Origin of the sequence: Halomonas elongata, assembly GCF_029081005.1 — a bacterium.
Lineage (GTDB): Bacteria > Pseudomonadota > Gammaproteobacteria > Pseudomonadales > Halomonadaceae > Halomonas > Halomonas elongata_B.
In genome coordinates, this window is sequence record NZ_JAJQTQ010000002.1 from 151,694 (window position 1) to 170,678 (window position 18,985).

Sequence of the window (18,985 nt, forward strand, 5' to 3'; positions counted from 1 at the left end):
ATGTCTGGCTAGATCGCCATGGCGCTGTTGAGGCTCATGATCGGCAGCAGGATGGCCAGGACGATGGTGAGAACGACGCCGCCCATGACCAGAATGATCAGGGGTTCGAAGAGCGCCAGCGCCATGTCGACGCGTCGCGAAAAGGCGCTTTCCTGGGTGGCGGCGACGCGCTCCAGCATCTCGCCGAGGCGGCCGCTGGATTCGCCGCTGGCGACCATGTGCAGCAGGGTCGGGGAAAAGCGACCGGTATCGGCCAGGGCGCGGTGCAGGCTGATGCCGCTGGTGACGGCCTCTTCGACCTCGCCGAGATGGTGGCGCAGGCAGGCATTGGCCAGGGTGTCGCGACTGACGCGCAGGGCATCGACCAGCGGAATGCCGCTCAAGGTGAGAATCGCCAGGGTGCGCGTGAGGCGGGCGCTGTCGAGCAGCAGGAGGAGCTCGCCCAGGCGCGGAAGCGACAACAGGCGGCGGTCGACCCTCAGTCGGATGCCGGGGCGACGCAGTGAGCGGGTGGCGGCGATTCCCAGCAGCAGCAAGGTGGCGAGCAGCCAGGGTCCCAGGTGCTGCATGCCATCGGCCAGGGCGATCAGGCTCCGCGTCAGCCAGGGCAGGGTCATGTCGGAGCGTTCGAACTGGGTGGCGAGGCGCGGCACGACATAGGTCATCAGGCCGCTGACCACGCCGACCGAGACCAGTATCAGCACCAGCGGGTAGGCCAGCGCGCCCTTGGCCTTCTGGCGTTGCCGTTGGCTGCGTTCGAGATGGTCGGCCAGGCGTTCGAGTACCTGGGGCAGTTGACCGGCACGCTCGCCGGCGGCGACCAGCGCCACATAGAGATGATCGAAGCTGGCGGGGTGTGTCTTGAGGCTGTCGGCCAGGCTGTAACCCTCGCGAACCCGGTTGACCAGCGACAGCAGGAGTACCCGCGCGGTTTCCCGGTCGGCCTGGCTGGCCAGAGCTTCCAGGGCCTGGCCGATGGGAATGCCGGCGTCGATCAGGGTCGCCAACTGACGGGTCAACAGCGTCAGGCGTTCGGCGTCGAGGCGCTGGCCGCGGCGTCGTTGCCGCGCGCCCCGCGCTTCCTCCAGGCGGCGGGCGAAGAGGCCGCGGTCGCTGAGCAGCTCGCGGGCATGGCGCTCGTTCTCGGCCTGGATGACATCGCGGCGGCGGCGGCCTTCGAGATCCAGCGCCAGGTAGCGGTAGGTCGGCATCAGCAGGCGGCTCCCGGGTCACGGGGACGTGGGTCACTGGTGAATGGCACGCAGCACCTCTTCGAGGCTGGTGTCGCCATCGGCGAGTCGTTCCAGGGCCGCATCGGTCAGCGAGCCGTTGTGCTGAAAGGCCTGGCTGGCCAGTTCGGCCTCGCTGGCGCCGTCGTGGATCATGGCGGCCAGGGTGTCGTCGATGGTGATGAACTCGTAGAGCCCCAGACGCCCTCGGTAGCCGGTCCGGTCACAGGTGTCGCAGCCAACCGGTTCGGCAATGCGGGAGAGGGCGTCCAGGCCCTGGAACTGTCGGCATTCGGCGTCGCTGGGGACGCACCAGCGGTGGCAGTCGGGGCACAGGCGACGCACCAGGCGCTGGGCCATGACGCCCTTGAGGCTGGTGGCCAGCAGGAAGGGCTCGATGCCCATGTCGCGCAGCCGGGCGATGGCGCCCAGGGCGCTGTTGGTATGCAGTGTCGAGAGCACGAGGTGGCCCGTCAGGCTCGACTGCACGGCGGTGGCCGCGGTTTCCAGGTCGCGGATCTCGCCGATCATGATGACGTCGGGATCCTGGCGCAGGATGGCGCGCAAGCCGCGGGCGAAGGTGACACCGGCATTCGGGTTGACCGGCGTCTGACCGATGCCGGGCAGGGCGTATTCCACCGGGTCTTCGACGGTGAGGATGTTGCGCCGACGATCGTTGAGTGCGGTCAGGCTGGCGTAGAGGGTGGTGGTCTTGCCCGAGCCGGTGGGGCCGGTATTGAGCAGGATGCCGTTGGGACGCGCGAGGGCGCGCCGGTAGGCCGTGAGGGTATGGGACGGCATGCCGATGGCGTCGAGCGTCAATTGTGCGGCCTGCTTGTCGAGCAGGCGCATCACGACTCGCTCGCCGTGGATGCCGGGCAGGGTCGAGACGCGGATGTCCACGGGGCGGCCGGCGGCCCGAACGGTGATCCGGCCGTCCTGAGGCTGGCGCTTCTCGGCGATGTCCAGCCCGGCCATGACCTTGATGCGCGAGATCAGCATCGGGGCCAGTACGCGTGGCGGGTCGAGAATCTCGCGCATGGCGCCGTCGACCCTCAGGCGCACGATCAACTCGCGCTCGAAGGGTTCGACATGGATGTCCGAGGCACTCAGGCGCAACGCCTCGGAAAAGATGCCGTTGATTAGTCGGATCACCGGCGCCTCGTTTTCGGCATCCATCAGGTCCTCGGTGCGCGGCAGCTCCTGCATCAGGCCGTCGAGGTCGACGTGTTCGGCGAGTCCCTCGATCAGGCGGCTGTTGGTCTCGCGCTGGGCGTCGTAGAGGCGTCCCAGGCGGTTGGCATAGGACTCGCTGTCGAGCCATTCGATCGTTGCCGGGGCGCCATGACGGCGCCGCAATTCCTGGAGAATCAAGGGGTCGGCGTCGAGACGGGCCAGCAGGTGATAGCCCTCGTCCTGCCAGTCGATGGCCACACCGCTGCGCTGAGCCAGTCGATACGGCATGAGACTGGCGGTGGTCTCGGACAGTGAGGCGTTCATTGCGCCAGACTCCCCAGGCGACTGCGTGCCGAAGGATAAAGCGCCTGCAGGCCATTGCCGGACGCTGATGCCTCTGAGACCGACGCGGTCGGGCTGGTGGGCGCCGAAGGCAGTTCCGGCAGCGCCCGGTCGCTCGGCACGTCCGCCTTGAGCATGTGTTGTCGCATGCGGGTGTAGCGCTGGCGGGCCATCTGCTGGGTCTGTGGCGCATCGCGCAGCACCCGGGCGCGGATGAAGACCATCAGGTTACGCTTGTCCTGGGTATCCCGATCGTAACGAAAGAGGCGGCCGACGCCGGGGATATCGCCCAACAGCGGCACTTTCTGTTCGGCATTGGCATTCTCGTCGCTGATCAGTCCCCCCAGGACGATGATGCCGCCGTTCTGGGTCAGTACCGTGGTCTCGATCTCGCGCTTGTTGGTGACCACGTCGCTGGCCTCGACGCCTTCGTCGATGGAGGAGACTTCCTGGACGATTTCCAGGCGGATGCTGCCGTCGGCGCCGATGGTGGGGCGGATGTTCAGCTTGACGCCGACATCCTCGCGCTGGATGGTCTGGAAAGGGTTGCTGTTGTCGACGGTGGTGGAGCCCGTGACGAAGGGGACCTCCTGGCCGACCAGGATCGAGGCCTCCTCGTTGTCCAGGGTCGTCAGCGAGGGGGTCGACAACAGGTTGGTCTGGGTATCGCTGCGCAAGGCGTTGAGCAGCATGGCAAAACTCACGCCCCCCGAGGAAAGTTGCCCCACGCCGGTGGTGATGCCGTTGAGGTTGCCGAGCAGGGACCCCAGGGCAGATGTGTCCTGACTGGCCGCGGCGGCGGCGATCTGGTTGATGCCCGGCGACGAGGAAGACGAGAAGTTGACCCCGCCTGCCGGGACCGTGCCCTCGCCGCTGATGTCGCCGAACAGCCACTGTACGCCGAGCTCCTTGGCGCGGCTTTCGGTGATTTCGGCAATGATCGCCTCGACCGCCACCTGGGCGCGGCGCGTGTCGAGGCGGGAGACGAGTTCTCGATAGCCCCCCAGGGCGCTTGGTGGACCGCTCAGGACCAGGGCGTTGCTCGAGGGGTGAACGGCGAAGGCGACGCCATCGAGCCCGTTGCCCGATGACGTGGCTGGCAGGGTCTGGGCGCTGGCCTGGCCTTCGGCACTGTCGGCGCCTTCGCTCGCGCTCCGGGTCGGGCTCGCCCGGGAGCCGGTGGCACTATTGGCAAGATTGCCCAGGACCTTGGCGACGTCGGCAGCATCGGCATGACTGAGGGGGATGACCGCCGTGGTGGTGTCGTGATCCTGGGGGGCATCCAGACGCTCGATCAGCGTCGAGACCTGGCGACGCTGCGCCTGGGTGCCGAACGCCACCACCGCATTGGCGCGAGCATCGGCGACGACGGTGGCCGAGCTGCCATCCTCGCCCAGCGCATCATTGAGTGTCTGGACCAGGTGCTTGGCATTGGCATGAATGACCGGAAAGACCTCGGTGTCGGCCTGGCGGTAACCGTCGAGGCGTTCGGTGAGCCGTTTCAGACGCCCGAGATTGGCCCGCCAGTCGGTCACGACGACGGAATGGCTGCCGGGGTTGGGTGTCAGGGTGCCGACGTTGGCATCGATGAGCGGCTCGAGGATGCCGGCAAGCTCCGATGCTTCAAGGTTCTCGGTGTGCAGGACGTCGGTGGCGATCTCGTTGCCCTGGGCATCGTCCAGGCCGACTGGCAGTGGCTGGGTGCGAGCCACCTGCTCCGGCACGATGCGCACGCGATCGTCGGGCAGCCGTACGGTGGCGTAGCCGTGGTTCTGCATGGTGTCTTGCAAGAGCCCGTAGAGTTCCTCGGCGGTGACCGGCCGGGGACTTTCCACCGAAAGCGTGCCGCGTACCCGCGGGTCGATCACGAAATCGGTGCCCGTAATGTCGCCGACCCCGGCCGCGAACTCGGCAACGCTGACATCCTTGAAACTGACGCCATAGACCGCAGCCGGGTCGGCCTGGGCCCGCAGGAGAGCCGAGGGCAACGCCGTGCACAGCAGCAGGGCCAGGCACATGGCCCGGTTGGCAAAAGGGCTGCGTCGGAAGGGCGTCCTGGCGGTCATGGAAAAGCTCCGAATGAGGCATCAAGGCGTATTCAACCGCCGGATGCCGGTGGTCTTGGTGTCGTCGCCGGATGCCCGCAGGCGTTCGCGACGGCCGTCGTTGTCGAGGATCAGTCCCTGTTCGTCGATGCTCGCGAGCTTGACCGTTTCCATGATGACGTCGCCGGGACGAACGACGACCTGCCCTTGTGGGGTGGCAACCACGACCAGGCTGTGGCCGAGCGGGGTGGTGCGAAAGCTGCCGACGAGACTCAGGGGTAGCTGGGTATCGTCGAGCCCGCTGGCGGGACGGTGGTCGGCTTGCCAGAGTCGCGAGGCGACGATCGGCAGCGGTGCCGACGACGAGAGTGGCGTGTCGTTGTCACGGGCGCTCGGCACGGGCTGGTTCAACGCGACCACGTCGGCGATGACCAGCGCGGCGAGCCAGGCCAGCAGCATGTTGCTCAGCCATCCGAGCCAACGTCGCAAGCGTCCCGGTCTGCTGGCGTCGCTCATGAGTCAGGGCGTTGCTCGGGGTGCCAGCCGGGATGACCCTCGACGAAACTGAGCTTGGCGCCGGGGCGCGGTGGCAAGCCGGCAAGGTCCGAGCTCGACAGGTAATCCTCCAATAATTGCCAGAGTGGCGGACCGGACCGAGACGTGACATCGGGACTCCAGGTCACGACCTTGCCCTGGACGCTGCCCTTGAGGTCGATGCGCTGTCCGGTCTCGCGGCTGTAGCGGCAGCGCCAGCCGATGCCGGCCAGGCGTGGCAGGTCCTGACTGGCATCGAGCAGCATGGGGGTGCCGAAGCAGGCGTCGGTTGCCCGTTCGAGCAGGCCGCGCAGCGCATCGTTGTCGGCGTCTCGCCGCGTGATGGCGCCCGTGTGTCCACCACTCAGGGTCAGCAGGTGATCGCGAGTGATGGCTTCGCCCGGCGCCAAACGGCGGTCGTGCCGCAGGCCCGGTGCCAGCGCGATGGCCTGTTCGCCGGCGCTTTCGCGCAGCGCCGAGACGATCAAGGCGTCCCAGCTGCCGCCGGTGGTATCGCGCCGCCATAACCAGCCGGGGGTCATGGCCAGAGGACGGTCCAGCCAGTCGCTGTAAGGCGCGCGCAGGGTGCTCAACTGGTGTTGCTGTTCGGCAAGCCGGTCGGCGACGTCGGCATCGCGCGGCGCCGGGTCGGCGAGCACGAACCGGGACTCGAAACGCCACTTGCCGCGCCGGGCATGGCAGGCGATCTGAAAAACACCGGTCGCTCTGCTGCCGGGAAAGCAGAGCGGCACGGTGTCACCATGGCGTCTTTCCACGTCGACCAGGGTCGGCCAGAAGTCCTGGCCGCGGGCGGCGACGATCAGGTCGGCGTCATCGAGCCGTTCGGCGAGCCAGCGGGCTGGACCACTGCCGGTGTCGGCCAGGATGATCACCAGGTCGGCCTGATCCCGTGCCGACTGGCTGGCGGTCTGGATGGCGTGGAACCAGTCGTCCAGGTTTCGCGGTTCGTCCGTGGCATGCGGATCGCTGGCGCCGACTACGGCCAGCCGTGCACCGCCGCGTTCGAAAAGCGTGAAGTCGGCCACCAGGCCCTCGGGGTTGCGCCGGTCATCCAGGCAGCCGACGACCGGTCGCGCGAAGCGGCGATAGAGGCTCGCGACGCGCTCCGGCCAGAGGTGGCGCTCGTCGCTGCTGACCCGCACGTCGGCGTCCAGCCATTGGCTCAGGGTGACGCCCGAGTCGCCCCGGGTCAGGTAGCCCAGGCCGCCGCCATTCCAGCATTGCCCGTTTTCCAGCGTCAGGGTGCTGTCCGCCGAAAGGCGGCGACGCAAGTCCCAGAGCGTGGCGGCCAGGGCGCTGCTGCCCCCGATGGGCCGCCGATCGAGTGCAGGGCCGCTCAAGGCGCGCGTGGCATCGGTGGTGACGCCCGACAAGGCCTCCAGGCTCCGTCCCGTGGCCCAGGGCGCTTTCCCCAGGGCCGCGGCGGGACCCAGGCGGGTTGCGGGCGTGGCCGGATATTCCGGTTGATGGGCATCGAGCACATCGGCATAGAGCAGCAGGGTGGGACCACGTTGGTCCGGCAACCCATGGCGGGTTGTCCCGGCATCGGATCGGGAAAATCCCGTGGCACAACCGCTCAATCCGGCGGCGGCAAGAACCCCGCCGAGTCCCAGGAAATGCCGTCGAAATCGGCCGTATTCGCTCAGTGTCGTGGCGTCGGTATTGACCGGGGCCGGTTGATGGGAGGACGAACGATGTTCCGGAGAAGAGTCGGTCATAGTGGTGATCAATCAAAGCCTTGGCCGATGTGGCGGCCTGGCATGCATATCCATTGCCAGCGTTGGTCGACGTATATTGCGGAATTGTTATTGCAGTATTGTGAAATAAAGCGGCTCGATAAAAACCACACCAGCTGTCCATTTTTTCGTCATCCTCTTGTCATTTGTAGCCATCAGTCTACTTCGGCCTGATTAAATTCGTTGTTGTTAAAGATTTGCAATTTAAAGCGAATTCATCGAAAAAAATGACGAGGAGGAGACCTGGATGAGCAAGGAAATCGAAGATCATCGCCTGTTGAACCCGAGTAATAACGAGCCATTTTCCTCGGTACTCGAGAAGCATGTATCACGTCGTCGTGTCATGCAGGGTGGGCTCGGTCTGGCGGCCATGACGGTGCTGGGCGGATTCGGCCTGGCCGGCTGCGACTCCAGCGACGGAGATACCTCTACCCCGGGTTCCGAGAAGACACCGCTGTCGCTGGCCTTCGATGCCATTCGCGGTTCACTGACGGATGCCGTGGCCGTGCCGGCGGGTTATACCGCTCAGGTACTGATTCCCTGGGGGACCCCGCTGAACAGCCAGGCACCGTCATGGAGCGAAGACCTGAGCTTCACCCCGGATATCCAGGCCAACAGTGTCGGCATGCACCACGACGGCATGCACAATTTCGCCCTCGACGAGAACAATGCCTCCAGAAACTTCCTGCTGGCGATGAACAACGAATACATCGACCAGGGGGCGCTCTGGGCGCCGCAGGGAGGTCCGACAAATGCCGCGGAAGGGGCTCGCCCGGCCGATGAAGTGCGCACCGAGATCAATGCCCATGGTGTCACCATCGTCGAGGTGAAGAAGAATGGCGATGGTCGCTGGCGTCACCTGTCCAACTCGTCATACAACCGCCGCTTCACCAGCGCCACCGAGATGGAGCTGAGCGGTCCGGTGGCCGGCAGCGACTACGTCAAGACCAAGTACTCGCCGGACGGCACCATGACCCGTGGCACCAACAACAATTGTGCCAATGGATATACGCCCTGGGGCACGTACTTGACCTGCGAGGAGAACTGGCCGGGTTATTTCATCAAGGATGCCGGGCGCGAACTGGATGACAACCGTCTCGGCATTTCCGAGGGGCGCGGCCGCTACGGCTGGGAAACCGCCGCCGGCGACGCCAGCGAAGTGAACGATGAGTTCACCCGGTTCAATGCCACGCCGACGGGGAACTCGGCCACCGATGACTATCGCAATGAGCCGCGTACCTTCGGCTACATCGTCGAGATCGATCCCTATACCGGGGCGCGTGCCGTCAAGCGTACCGCGCTGGGTCGCTTCCGCCACGAGGGCTGCTGGCCGGGCAAGCTGGTAGAGGGCGAGCCGGTCGTGTTCTATTCCGGCCACGACTCGCGCAACGAATACATCTACAAGTTCGTCTCGGATGCCGTCTGGGATCCGGCGGATGCCAACCGTCCCGGGGCCAACTATGACCGCCTGGCGATCGGCGCCAAGTACATGGACAAGGGCACCCTCTACGTGGCCCGCTTCGATGCCGATGGCACCGGCGAGTGGCTGCCGTTGACCCCGGATGCGAAGACACGGGATGGCCGCACCCTGGCTCAGGCCCTGAACCTGGCGGCCAACGATCTGGCCGGTGTCATCATCAACACCTGCGATGCCGCCGACATGATGGGCGCCACGCCCATGGACCGCCCGGAGTGGGGCGCCGTTGACCCGGCTTCCGGCGATGTCTACATGGCCCTGACCAACAACTCCCAACGGACCGAAGACGGAAGCGCGGCGACTTACACCAACGATGGCAGCGATGTTGAAGAACTCGGGGTAGGGTTTGCCACGGCGCCGACCAATGGCCCCAACCCGCGCGCCGATAACAGTGGTGGTCAGGTGATTCGCTGGCGTGAAGGCAGCAGCGACGCCACTCGTTTCGATTGGGGAGTGTTCGTGTTCGGCGCCGCCGTCAACGATGCCGACAACTACTCCGGCCTGACCGAGCTCAACCAGTTCGCCAGCCCCGATGGCCTGCACTACGATGACCGCGGTGATGAGCAGGGCATCCTGTGGATCCAGACCGACAATGGCTATGACAACGTGACGGACTACACCAACGACCAGGTGCTGGCGGTGGTGCCGCAGAATGTCAGCCAGGCCGAGGGTGACGCCGCCGTGATCGGCGGGGCTGACCAGGCGCAGCTCAAGCGCTTCGCGGTCGGCCCCAATGGCTGTGAGGTGACCGGCATCTTCTTCACGCCGGACAAGACGGCGATGTTCATCAACATCCAGCACCCGGGTAACTGGCCTTCCACGGAGGATGCCAGCGCCGAGACCGAGGGAACCGTGCGTCCACGAGCCTCGACGGTCGTGATCCAGCGTGAGGATGGGGGCAAGATCGGGGTATAAGATCCCGGCTGGCCGTCTGTGATGTACTGGCCATGCCCCCGGCTTCATCAGCCGGGGGCATGGCGTCAGCGTGTCAGGGGGCGTCCCATGCTGACCCGGTCCTCGGTATCGAAACCGAGAGCGCGATAGAAGTCCACCACGGCTTCGTTGCCACCTCGTATCTGCAGGTTGACCTTGACGCAACCGAGGTCGCGCAGTCGTTCGATGGCGAACTCGACCATGCATCTGCCGAGTCCCTCCCCCTGGCGTGAAGCCGCCACAGCGACGGAATACAACCAGCCACGATGGCCATCATAGCCGGCCATGCAGGTGGCGATGATCTCGCCGTCGTCCTCGATCACATAGATATGCTCATCCACCAGGCGCTTGGCGCGCAAAACCGCTTCGGGAGCATTGTAGCCGTTGTAGTCGGGAAAGCTGGCCCGCCATAGGGCCGCGACCCGGGCTTCATCGTCTTCGGTGTACTGGCGTGGGGTCATATATCGAGTCGCTTCCATTGGAATTCACCCGTAGGGGTGATTGTGAAAAGTTGGATTGGATACATTCTTAAAGAAAAATAAACAATGCTAATGGTTGCCATGTGATGTCAATTTTTTCTTCAATCAGCTGGGGTGTGTGAAAGGAATAATTTTTAGGTTTTGGCGATGATGAAAATGGCTTTAATGAGAGTTAGGGAGGTTTGAGATGAAATCGCATGCTGTGGTTTTTATGGTTGTAATGTCAGCTATGCTTCTTGTTGATTTTCCTGCTAAAGCTTCGTCGGACCTAGGTGTATCTTGCGATGAGATAACACGAATCGCACAAGGATATGCCGACGGTAGTATCACAGAGCCTGGGAATCTTATGGGGGTTTCAACCACTTGTGCGGCGACTGCTGGGCTTGTCAAGCTTGAGGCTTGCCGCTCGCGAATCATCGCAGAAGGAGTTACCCCAAGAGAAATTGACCATTATCATAAGGAGTTTTTCAATGTTATCGCCTCCTTTTCGGGCGATGCAAGCGATATACGCTGCCCGAGGCTTCCTCCTTTACGAGCTGAAATGCTTAAGCAATAAGTTTATAAAGTTGGTGATAAGGTTAAGCTGTCTTTATGGTGTGCGTTACTCCGTAGTGCGACAAATCGATGGTGATGGGGTTTGATGATATGTCTGTAACCATTTTGTCGTCATAAAGAATAATAGGTTCACCAGAACGATATAATCAATGTGGCTAAGATATGCGAAATAAGTTTGTTGTTCCCGCTATGTTGGGCCCCCTGCTGCTGTCATCCTGTACAACTTCGACCATGACTTCGATGATGCAGGGGGGAGAGGAAGAGTATTCCTATGTGCTGGAGGCAAAAGAGTTAGGGAATCAAGCTTTTGATAAAATAGAATCCGGCCAAGGTGAGCAGGCGCGTGAGCTTTTCGAGCAATCTACCGCCGCCTTGACTAATGGCGTCAAGGCTCATAGTCGTAGAATGCAGGAGCGCGCCGATAACATGCACACGGCAAATGCGGTCGGCACGTTGGGGCTCGGGATAGCATCCACTATCTGGAGTTTTGGTGAAATTGGAGATACTGCATCCAGTAGTGCCTCCCAGGCAATTGTTGATGCTAATGCAAGATTGCTGGAGACGCTTGGTAATATATCCATGTCTATGAGCGGCGAGATCAGTACAGCATGGCGAGGTGCCTATGATAGTCAGGAGCAGGCAGTAGACCAGGACCAATGGCGTTCCGTCGTGGTTTCGGATGATAATATGGCCCGCAGCATCGTTAGAATTCGCAACCGTTCATCGGGTATGTACTGTACTGGGGCCTTCATTGCTCCAAAAGTCATTATGACGGCCGCTCACTGCTTCGATATAGGTGATACCCTTGGCGCCTTTCGTCAGAATACCGATAGTGGAAAGTCGTTCATGACGGGAGACGATGAATTCATTGAAATTACTCACCAGTACCAGCACAGTCGCTGGGATCCCTATGCGGAGTACGGCGACTCCGCAGTAGCTTTTGATATCGCTTTTCTTATAACGAGTCAATCAAGTCAATATTTTCTTCCTGTCTCCACTCGAACCCTTGAACACGGGGAGAAACTGATGGCTCTAGGTTACTCCGGTGATCTAGATGATGGAGATTTCCTTCGGATTGATTATGGGTGTCAGGTAACTGATATTGGAGATCATGCACTCTTCAGGAATAGCTGTGTTGTCTATAAGGGGAATAGTGGGGGACCAGTGCTTACGACTGATGGCCAGGTCGCAGTGGTTGGAGTTACTTCAGGTGGCCACTTCGATGTGAATGGTAGAGAAAACGATAGAACTGACGCTGCATCCGTGAAACGTGGTGCTGCCATCTTTGGGCAGATAATGGAACATCCATGGGCGAAGGGTGTGGTGACGGTCAACCCATTTATAAATGAAAGTTGATATATAGTCAGAGTTTGTCTTTGTTATATATGGGAATAGTGCTTTCAGGGTGAGGTTAAAAAGTGAAACTTTGTGAATGAAGACTTTTGGGGTCTGGGGCGAAGATGGTGAGGTTTTTTCATCACTGCACGATGCTATCGCCGTCTATTATGTTTGTAATAGAGAAATGATGGCGAGAGGAATAGGTTGTTTTGTTCTGTAAAGATGTCACTTTCTTGGGGTTGTTCTAAGAGTAGGTGTTGAGTCTATGTGTGGGAAGTGATCATGGAAGATTTTGAAGAAGGGAAGGCTATAGAACTGATCTATGCGGCCATGCTGGGTGAGGTCCCCTGGCAGAATTTCATGAGGTACTTGGCGGCGAGCTCCCCCAATGGCAAAGCCGTCCTGGTCCTGCATGATGAAGAAAAGGAGAAAGGATTTATTCCCATTGCGTCGGGTGTCGAGTTATCCACCTTGAAAGCTTATTCTGATTATTATGCCAGTGTTAACCCGTTCATGTCCCCGGCTGCGGCTCTTCCTCATGGAGTGGGTGTGCCTGATATCGAGCTAGTCCCTCAGGACGATCTAAATAAAACAGAGTTTTACAATGACTTCCTGAAGCCTCATGGGATGCCGTCTCGTGTGTCGATGACGATAGGGAAGAGTGGAAGATTGATGTTTGTTCTGGCGCTTTTGTCAGACTCGATGGATCCTGATGATAAGTATGTCATTGCCAAGAAGATGACGGCTCTGTCTCCTCACCTTCAACGTGCTTCGAGGTTTTATCAAAAGGGAGCGTCGGAGCGTTTGGCAAACAATGTGGGGTGTACTCTATTCGATGCCATTGATAAAGGGTTGGTCGTCGTTGGTCAAGGTGCGCGTGTCAAGACCACTTCGCAGAAGGCCGATGAGATGTTGTCCAGAGGTGTTGGAGTAAAAGTTTCTCCGGTCGGAAAGTTGAGGTTCGATGATGTCGAGATTCAGAGTGTTCTAGAGCAGAAATTAGACCGATGGTATATGGGACCCAAGGTTGTCAGTTGTTACGTGGAAGGTATGAAGTTATGCCTTGTACGCATTGAATGTGATGATATATCTTTCTATCTTGAAGGCCCCACAGTTGTCGTGATCCTCGAAGAAATGCGTTCCAGTATTGGAAATATTGATCTCAAAGGGGTGTCCTACCGAAAAAATCTGACAAGAGCTGAATTTCGTGCGCTGCTTGGTATCGTGGAGGGTAAGTCGATCTATCAGATTTCCAGGGAAGCATCCAGGTCGGTAGAAACCATCCGTAGTCAAACAAAGAGTCTGTATAAAAAATTAGGTGTGGGTTGTCGGGAAGAGGTTTTGAGGTTGCTTCTTTCGGCGAATTTTTGACGAATGGGCTTATGATTGGGGTGAGAGATGTCCGAGTTATCCTTTAGTGCTGTCGGAGGTATGGTGGGGATAGGATTTGGTTGGCTCGTTGCCATTTTTTGTATTCTGAAAAAATTTGACAAGGATAAAGATGGCTATCCATGTCTGGCAAACGACCTGGTAAAAATAACTTTCTCGAGTATTACGCTGGTAGCGGTTGCTGGATTATACTTTAGTATTAATATCTATTCAAGAGAAATGGCTGGCGTGATTGGTAGTCAAGAAGATGTAGCTGAAGTGCAAAGTAAGGTGGCTGAGGATCAAGGTAAGGTGGCTGGGAAGGTTGGTGAACTGGTGTCGTCAGTTGAAGATTTGATGGAAAGAAAAGAAGATATTCGTAACGACCCTGTTTTGTTGATGGATGAGATTGAGAGGTTGGAGGGGAGGTACGGTGGTGGTATGAGTGGGGATGATGTTTTTGAGGTGGTTCGCCGGCACTTTGGTTTTTTTGAGGGCATAGATGGGTTTGGTATCAGTTTTCACTGGGGAGACAGGTCGGTGGAATGTAATGCCGATGGATGCGAGTTATCGTAAGGCTGGCAACGTCGGCCGTTTGATGGGAAGTACAGGGTGTACAATGACGGTAATCACCTGACACATGCCCCCGTGGGCCCCCTATAGTTAAGCAGTGTTTTCCGTCGTTTTCCTGGGCTCCTTCTTCGCTGATTTGGGGAGCCCTTTCTTGAACGCGGCATAGGGCGTCATCCCCTTCATGTTGCGCCCTTGGTGGGGACGCTTCGTGTTGTAGGTGATGAGGTAGTCATCCAGGTCCTGCTGCATCTCCTCCACGGCTTCGTACCACTTGGTGCGCCCCTGGATTCGGAAGTGCTCGTCCAGCAGGGTGCGGTGCAGCCGCTCGACGAAGCCGTTGCTCTGCGGTCGCCGAACCTTGGTAGTGCGGTGCTCGATCTCTTCGAGCTGAAGGAACAGTTCATACGGATGCTGGTCCTTGCGCCCACAGAATTCCCGGCCGTTGTCGCTGAGCACCGTGCTGACCTTGGCGTTGTGAGCCTCGAAGAAGGGCAGCACGTCGTTGTTGAGCACGTGGACTGCCGTGACAGGCAGTTTATTGGTGTACAGGCGGCCCCAGGCATAGCGGCTGAAGCAATCGATGACAGACTGCAGATAGACCTTGCCGACCCCCTTGAGCGTGCCGACGAAGAAGGTGTCGACGGCGACCAGCTCGCCGGTGTGATGGACCTCGATATGGCGTTCGCGGAACTCCGGACTGAAACGCTCCAGGTGACGTACCTGATCATCGGTCAGCTCGATCTTCTGCTCGCGTGTGGCCCGCTCGAGCCGCAGGAGGCGCTCATGGCGCGTCAGCAGGTCATGGCGTCCCCACACACCCCTGACACCGGTAGAGCTGACCTGAATGCCACGTAAGGCCAGCTCTTGTGCGACGCGCACAGGGCCGTGGGTGGGGAAAGCCAGGCTGTGTTCAAGAATAGCGGCTTCGATTTCTTCGCTGACGCGATTGGGGTGCGGTCCCCGCGGCCCTGGGAGCTTGTCGATCAGCCCCTCGGATCCGAAGGTTTGATAGTTGCGGCGGATCTCGTAGAACTGTTGTCGTGAGTAGCCCATCACCTTGCAGGCCTTGCTGACGTTCTGCAGATCCTTGGCCAGTTCTAGGAGACTGAGCTTGCGTCGTGCTACCTTTTCTTCGGTGGTCATAGTCGTTTCCTCATGGTGTTACAGCCGAGCGTTAGACACTCGTTCTATAACCCACAGGGAGCACTATGGCCACCTTGCTTTCGGCAGCCGACTGTCAGGTGAATACCGTCACATCACATACAGGGCCTTGTCGATGATCAAGGTTTGGCCGCTCACGTCGATCGGCGAAGGCAAAAGCGCCCAATGAGTCGGAAATAACTGGCGAGATCAAGCGGGAGGCGTTCCTCCCGCTCGGATGGCGAAATCCTTATTCCTCACCGGCTTGAAAGGCCTCGAAGACTTGCTGGCCGGTGAGGTCCTCGGTGGCGTTGCCGAAGTGGTACCAGCCCGGTTTCTCGTCGATGAAGATCTGCGAGTCGAAGGTCCAGGCTTCTCCGGCATCGACCAGGCCCACCGGTACGGCATAGTGCTCGCCGGTCTTGAGGCGGTAGAACAGGTGGGTGCCGCAGTGACGGCAGAAACCCCGTTCTGCCCAGTCCGAGGAGGCGTAGATGCTGACCTGTGCCTCACCTTCGAGGGTCACGCGGCGGACCGACTCCATGGCAAGCAAGGGGCCTCCGCCCCAGGTGCGACACATCTGGCAATGGCAGGCGCCGACATTCTGGCGCTCGGCCTCGACGGAGAGCGTCACGGCGCCGCACAGACAGCTGCCGCGCAGGGTCATGGCATCGTTCATGGTCATCTCCTTGCTGGCCGAGAGTCGGCCATACGGTTTCGCTATGTTCGCGCATGCGCGAATCACCGGGTCGGCATGTCGGTGCCCGGGGGCTCAGAGCTGTGCCAGGACCGTGTCGGCACTGCTCTGTTCCACCCCCTTGGTGTCAACGCCGAGGTATTCCACCACGCCATCATTGGCGATCAGTGCAAAGCGCTTGCTGCGTGTGCCCATGCCACCCGCGCTGGCGTCCATGTCCAGCCCCAGGGCGCGGGCGAACTCGGCGTTGCCGTCGGCCAGCATGGTGATGCGCTCGGCGTTCTGGTCCTTCTGCCAGGCATCCATCACGAACGCATCGTTGACGGCCATGCAGGCCACGACGTCAACCTTGTCGAGCAGCTTGTCGGCGTTGACCACGAACCCCGGCATATGGGTGTTGGAACAGCCGGGGGTAAAGGCGCCCGGTACCGCGAACAGCACCACGCGCTTGCCGGCGAACAGCTCGCCGGTGGCGATGTCCTCCGGTCCCTGGTTGCCGTTGGTCTTGAGGGTGATGTCGGGGATGCGGTCACCGATGGCGATCGTCATTTCAGGCTCCTTTCACATGGGATAGAGACGGCGAGACGCCGTCGCACTGTGCAGGTTCCAGCATGGCCATATATGAGGGGCTCTGCAACGTGAGGGGAAACACTGCACAAATGACTGCGCGGGCAAATCACTATGTTGCGTGGTGCTCGGAATCCTCACCTATACCCTATAGGCTCCGGTTGACTCGAAACCTCCGGTTTCTCGCCCCTTCGGGGCCATCCTTCGGATGTTTGTCGCTCCGCTCGGTGCTGCGCTCCATGCGCCTTGTGCTTTGCCCTGCTCGCCGATTTGTGCAGCGCTTCCCAGATAGTGGTGACGTTGCATGGGGGGCATAGGGGGAAAGCGTAAAACGCCCCCGGCGCGTTGCCGCACCGAGGGCGCTTCCAGGGAGGTCGCGCTCAGCGCAGCGAGAGGGCGCCGGAGCCGTTGTCGCCGGCGGCGTCGCGGTAGGCGGCGGTCTCCTCAGCCTCGACTTCGGGGGAGAAGCGCACTACCAGGGTGCAGAGGGCAGCGATCACCACGGCAACACCGAGATAGAAGAGCCCCTGCTGGTAGCTGAGCGATTCGGAGCGGAACAGGAAGCCGGCCGCCACGGCGCCGGCGTTGCCGCCCGCACCGACGATACCGGCCACGGCGCCCAGCGCCTTCTTGTTGACGAAGGGGACGATGCCGAAGGTGGCGCCCTCGGCCATCTGCACGAAGAGGCTGAAGACCAGCATGATGGCGATGGCCAGCGCCAGGACCTGCATCTGCGAGAAGAACATCAGGGCCACGCCTTCACAGAGCATGGCGATGAACAGCCAGCGAACCCGGCCTTTCAGGCCCCCGTTGCGGGCGAACAGGTCGGAGAAGATGCCGCCCAGGGTGCGGGCGAAGAGATTCATCAGGCCGAACAGCCCGGCGATCAGACCGGCGGTGGCCAGGGTCAGGTCGAAGTTGTCGAAGTAATAGATGGCGGCGATGTTGTTGATGGTCAGCTCGACACCGAAGCAGGCAGCATAGACCACGAACAATGCCCAGACGCGAATGTCCTTGGCGGCGGTAGCGAAACTCCGACCCATGCCGTGATCCCCGCTGGCCGGTGGCAGCTCGCCACGTTCGCGCAGCTCGGCGAAATCGCCGTCGGGGGCGTCCTGGGTGAACATGTAATATGCGATACCGCAGAGGAAAAGCACCACGCCGGGCACCACCATGGCCAGGCGCCAGCCGAGGGCCTCGTTGACGCCGAGCATCAGCAGGCCGGAGAAGATCAGCGGCATCAGGATCTGGGTGGTGCCACCGCCCAGATTGCCCCAGCCCGCCGAGGTGGCATTGGCGGTGCCGACCACATTGGGGGCGAACATGATCGAGGTGTGGTACTGGGTGATCACGAAGGAGGCACCGATGGCGCCGATGGCCAGCCGAGCCAGGAAGAAGGCTTCGAAACTGTCGGCCAGGGCGATGCTCATCACCGGCAACGAGCCCAGGCACAGCAACCAGGTATAAGCACGACGCGGGCCGATGCGGTCGCAGAGCACGCCGATGGCCAGTCGCACGATCACGGTAATGGCCACCGAGGCGATGATGGTGTTGCCGATCTGGGTCTTGGTCAGACCGAGATCATCGCGGACTACCGCCATCAGAGGGGCGATGCCGAACCAGCCGAAGAAGCAGATGTGAAAGGCGAACCACGAGAAGTGGAAGGCGCGCATCTGCGGTGTCTTGAGGGTGAACAGGCGAATCCTGTTGGCCTTGTTGCGGATTTCCATGGAGTGCCTCGTCGGGTGATTGTCGAACAACACGAGCCGGGCCTTCGCCGTTGAAGGTCGGGTTCGACGCACTCGTACCGCGAGGGGCCTGGTCCACGTCCACCTTTTCTTTGGTATGGGTCAAGCACATGGTTTGCCAATATTTAATATGGCCTTTGTTTTCATGTGTTTGGGATTTTATAGGGGCTCAAGAGCGCGGCGTTGGCGGGCCCTGACGATGCATGGAGGTGCGAGACGCGGTGGCAGCGCCCCGCCTTGGTGCCAGCGGGCGGGGCGATCGAGTCACTGCATGGCGAGGCGGGAGTCGTTGCCGGGGCAGCGCAGGTAGGTGGATTGGCTGAGCCATTCCTGGTCGGGATAGTAGGTGAAAAGGTACTGATGATCCTTGAGGCTGTTGATCAGCGGCACGGCGACTTCCTCGCGCACGGCCGGGCAGCCATGACTGCGACCGAGCCGGCCGGCCTTCTCGATGAAGGCTTCACTGACATAGTCGGCGCCGTGCATCACGATGGCGCGCTGGTAGGCGAGGTCGTTGACGCCCGGCTCCAGCCCTTTCAAGCGAAGCGAATAGCCATTGCTGCCTTCATAGCTGTTGAGAGTGCGAAACAGCCCGATACTGGACTGATGGCTCTCGGGAACATTGGAGAAGGCCGTGGCCATGTTGTCGCCGGATCCCTGGCCGTGCGAGACCAGTTCGCGGAACATCAGTCGATCGCGGCGCAGGTCGAAGACCCAGAGTCTGGGTTTGGTGGAGGGCAGCGAGAAGTCGATCACCGCCAGGCGGTCGGCACCGGGATCGGCGCAGCTCAGGGCCCGGGCCGCCAGATGGAGAACGCCGGGATTGGCGCGGGGCGCCATGCGTGTCAATTGCTGTGCCAGGGGCGGTTGGTCGAGTTGTTGAGGCGTGAAGGCCCGGACCATGAAATCTCCCGCCTGCAGCGGGGAAGCGAGTAACATCAAGGCGCCGGTCAGTAAGAAGCCGACCAATCGGCGGAGCTTGCAATGTGGCATCCTGCGAGTTCCCGTCGATGATATTCAGGACCGG

General features: G+C 60.9%; 16 protein-coding genes. 5 read left to right on the forward strand and 11 right to left on the reverse strand.

Annotated elements, in window-relative coordinates; genetic code table 11:
- Positions 1-8: 8 nt before the first annotated feature.
- The 5 genes from gspF to LU493_RS02200 are packed head-to-tail and all read right to left on the reverse strand — an operon-like array spanning position 9 to position 7,065.
- Positions 9-1,211, reverse strand: coding sequence for a type II secretion system inner membrane protein GspF (gene gspF, locus LU493_RS02180; RefSeq protein WP_275286138.1), 1,203 nt, complete (start codon positions 1,209-1,211; stop codon positions 9-11).
- A 33-nt stretch (positions 1,212-1,244) separates the two neighbouring features.
- Positions 1,245-2,729, reverse strand: a complete 1,485-nt coding sequence (locus LU493_RS02185) for a GspE/PulE family protein (RefSeq protein ID WP_275286139.1) — start codon at positions 2,727-2,729, stop codon at positions 1,245-1,247.
- Complete coding sequence (gene gspD, locus LU493_RS02190) at positions 2,726-4,813, reverse strand: type II secretion system secretin GspD (protein WP_275286140.1); 2,088 nt, start codon at positions 4,811-4,813, stop codon at positions 2,726-2,728. Before gspD ends, LU493_RS02185 begins: the two co-directional genes overlap by 4 nt.
- Positions 4,814-4,834: 21 nt before the next feature.
- A complete protein-coding gene (locus tag LU493_RS02195) occupies positions 4,835-5,281 on the reverse strand; it encodes a type II secretion system protein N (protein WP_275286141.1) in 447 nt (148 codons plus the stop codon).
- A 23-nt stretch (positions 5,282-5,304) separates the two neighbouring features.
- Entirely contained in the window at positions 5,305-7,065 is a 1,761-nt protein-coding gene (locus LU493_RS02200; RefSeq protein ID WP_275286142.1) for a hypothetical protein, read from the reverse strand.
- A 265-nt stretch (positions 7,066-7,330) separates the two neighbouring features.
- On the opposite strand from LU493_RS02200, the gene LU493_RS02205 reads away from it, so the two are divergent.
- Entirely contained in the window at positions 7,331-9,475 is a 2,145-nt protein-coding gene (locus LU493_RS02205; RefSeq protein ID WP_275286143.1) for a PhoX family protein, read from the forward strand.
- 65 nt (positions 9,476-9,540) lie between these two features.
- Here the strand turns inward: LU493_RS02205 and LU493_RS02210 are convergent, their stop codons facing one another.
- Complete coding sequence (locus LU493_RS02210; RefSeq protein WP_275286144.1) at positions 9,541-9,954, reverse strand: GNAT family N-acetyltransferase; 414 nt, start codon at positions 9,952-9,954, stop codon at positions 9,541-9,543.
- Between the two features lie 205 nt (positions 9,955-10,159).
- Here LU493_RS02210 and LU493_RS02215 point away from each other — a divergent pair, with 205 nt between their 5' ends.
- From LU493_RS02215 to LU493_RS02230, 4 genes are all read left to right on the forward strand, one after another.
- Positions 10,160-10,528, forward strand: a complete 369-nt coding sequence (locus LU493_RS02215) for a hypothetical protein (protein ID WP_275286145.1) — start codon at positions 10,160-10,162, stop codon at positions 10,526-10,528.
- A gap of 230 nt (positions 10,529-10,758) precedes the next feature.
- Entirely contained in the window at positions 10,759-11,883 is a 1,125-nt protein-coding gene (locus tag LU493_RS02220) for a trypsin-like serine peptidase (protein WP_275286146.1), read from the forward strand.
- Between the two features lie 264 nt (positions 11,884-12,147).
- Positions 12,148-13,236, forward strand: a complete 1,089-nt coding sequence (locus tag LU493_RS02225) for a helix-turn-helix transcriptional regulator (RefSeq protein ID WP_275286147.1) — start codon at positions 12,148-12,150, stop codon at positions 13,234-13,236.
- A 27-nt stretch (positions 13,237-13,263) separates the two neighbouring features.
- Positions 13,264-13,809, forward strand: coding sequence for a hypothetical protein (locus tag LU493_RS02230; RefSeq protein WP_275286148.1), 546 nt, complete (start codon positions 13,264-13,266; stop codon positions 13,807-13,809).
- A gap of 87 nt (positions 13,810-13,896) precedes the next feature.
- Here the strand turns inward: LU493_RS02230 and LU493_RS02235 are convergent, their stop codons facing one another.
- From LU493_RS02235 to LU493_RS02255, 5 genes are all read right to left on the reverse strand, one after another.
- The gene (locus tag LU493_RS02235) at positions 13,897-14,949 is read right to left on the reverse strand and encodes an IS481 family transposase (RefSeq protein WP_275286149.1); all 1,053 of its coding nucleotides are present in this window, start codon (positions 14,947-14,949) and stop codon (positions 13,897-13,899) included.
- A gap of 247 nt (positions 14,950-15,196) precedes the next feature.
- Positions 15,197-15,625: a GFA family protein gene (locus LU493_RS02240; RefSeq protein WP_275286150.1), complete on the reverse strand. Its 429-nt coding sequence runs from the start codon at positions 15,623-15,625 to the stop codon at positions 15,197-15,199.
- A 93-nt stretch (positions 15,626-15,718) separates the two neighbouring features.
- Positions 15,719-16,192: a peroxiredoxin gene (locus tag LU493_RS02245; protein WP_275286151.1), complete on the reverse strand. Its 474-nt coding sequence runs from the start codon at positions 16,190-16,192 to the stop codon at positions 15,719-15,721.
- A 398-nt stretch (positions 16,193-16,590) separates the two neighbouring features.
- Positions 16,591-17,940 carry an MFS transporter gene (locus tag LU493_RS02250; RefSeq protein ID WP_275286152.1) on the reverse strand — a complete coding sequence of 450 codons (1,350 nt, stop codon included), beginning with the start codon at positions 17,938-17,940 and terminating at the stop codon, positions 16,591-16,593.
- Positions 17,941-18,222: 282 nt separating this feature from the next.
- A complete protein-coding gene (locus LU493_RS02255) occupies positions 18,223-18,951 on the reverse strand; it encodes a murein L,D-transpeptidase catalytic domain family protein (RefSeq protein ID WP_428994512.1) in 729 nt (242 codons plus the stop codon).
- Positions 18,952-18,985: the final 34 nt, after the last annotated feature.

What these genes read in the sequence shown, in the direction of transcription:
- gspF (WP_275286138.1), bottom strand. Translation starts at nt 1,211, where the DNA reads ATGCCGACCTACCGCTACCTGGCGCTGGATCTCGAAGGCCGCCGCCGC.
- LU493_RS02185 (WP_275286139.1), bottom strand. Translation starts at nt 2,729, where the DNA reads ATGAACGCCTCACTGTCCGAGACCACCGCCAGTCTCATGCCGTATCGA.
- gspD (WP_275286140.1), bottom strand. Translation starts at nt 4,813, where the DNA reads ATGACCGCCAGGACGCCCTTCCGACGCAGCCCTTTTGCCAACCGGGCC.
- LU493_RS02200 (WP_275286142.1), bottom strand. Translation starts at nt 7,065, where the DNA reads ATGACCGACTCTTCTCCGGAACATCGTTCGTCCTCCCATCAACCGGCC.
- LU493_RS02205 (WP_275286143.1), top strand. Translation starts at nt 7,331, where the DNA reads ATGAGCAAGGAAATCGAAGATCATCGCCTGTTGAACCCGAGTAATAAC.
- LU493_RS02210 (WP_275286144.1), bottom strand. Translation starts at nt 9,954, where the DNA reads ATGACCCCACGCCAGTACACCGAAGACGATGAAGCCCGGGTCGCGGCC.
- LU493_RS02215 (WP_275286145.1), top strand. Translation starts at nt 10,160, where the DNA reads ATGAAATCGCATGCTGTGGTTTTTATGGTTGTAATGTCAGCTATGCTT.
- LU493_RS02220 (WP_275286146.1), top strand. Translation starts at nt 10,759, where the DNA reads ATGACTTCGATGATGCAGGGGGGAGAGGAAGAGTATTCCTATGTGCTG.
- LU493_RS02225 (WP_275286147.1), top strand. Translation starts at nt 12,148, where the DNA reads ATGGAAGATTTTGAAGAAGGGAAGGCTATAGAACTGATCTATGCGGCC.
- LU493_RS02230 (WP_275286148.1), top strand. Translation starts at nt 13,264, where the DNA reads ATGTCCGAGTTATCCTTTAGTGCTGTCGGAGGTATGGTGGGGATAGGA.
- LU493_RS02235 (WP_275286149.1), bottom strand. Translation starts at nt 14,949, where the DNA reads ATGACCACCGAAGAAAAGGTAGCACGACGCAAGCTCAGTCTCCTAGAA.
- LU493_RS02240 (WP_275286150.1), bottom strand. Translation starts at nt 15,625, where the DNA reads ATGAACGATGCCATGACCCTGCGCGGCAGCTGTCTGTGCGGCGCCGTG.
- LU493_RS02245 (WP_275286151.1), bottom strand. Translation starts at nt 16,192, where the DNA reads ATGACGATCGCCATCGGTGACCGCATCCCCGACATCACCCTCAAGACC.
- LU493_RS02250 (WP_275286152.1), bottom strand. Translation starts at nt 17,940, where the DNA reads ATGGAAATCCGCAACAAGGCCAACAGGATTCGCCTGTTCACCCTCAAG.
- LU493_RS02255 (WP_428994512.1), bottom strand. Translation starts at nt 18,951, where the DNA reads ATGCCACATTGCAAGCTCCGCCGATTGGTCGGCTTCTTACTGACCGGC.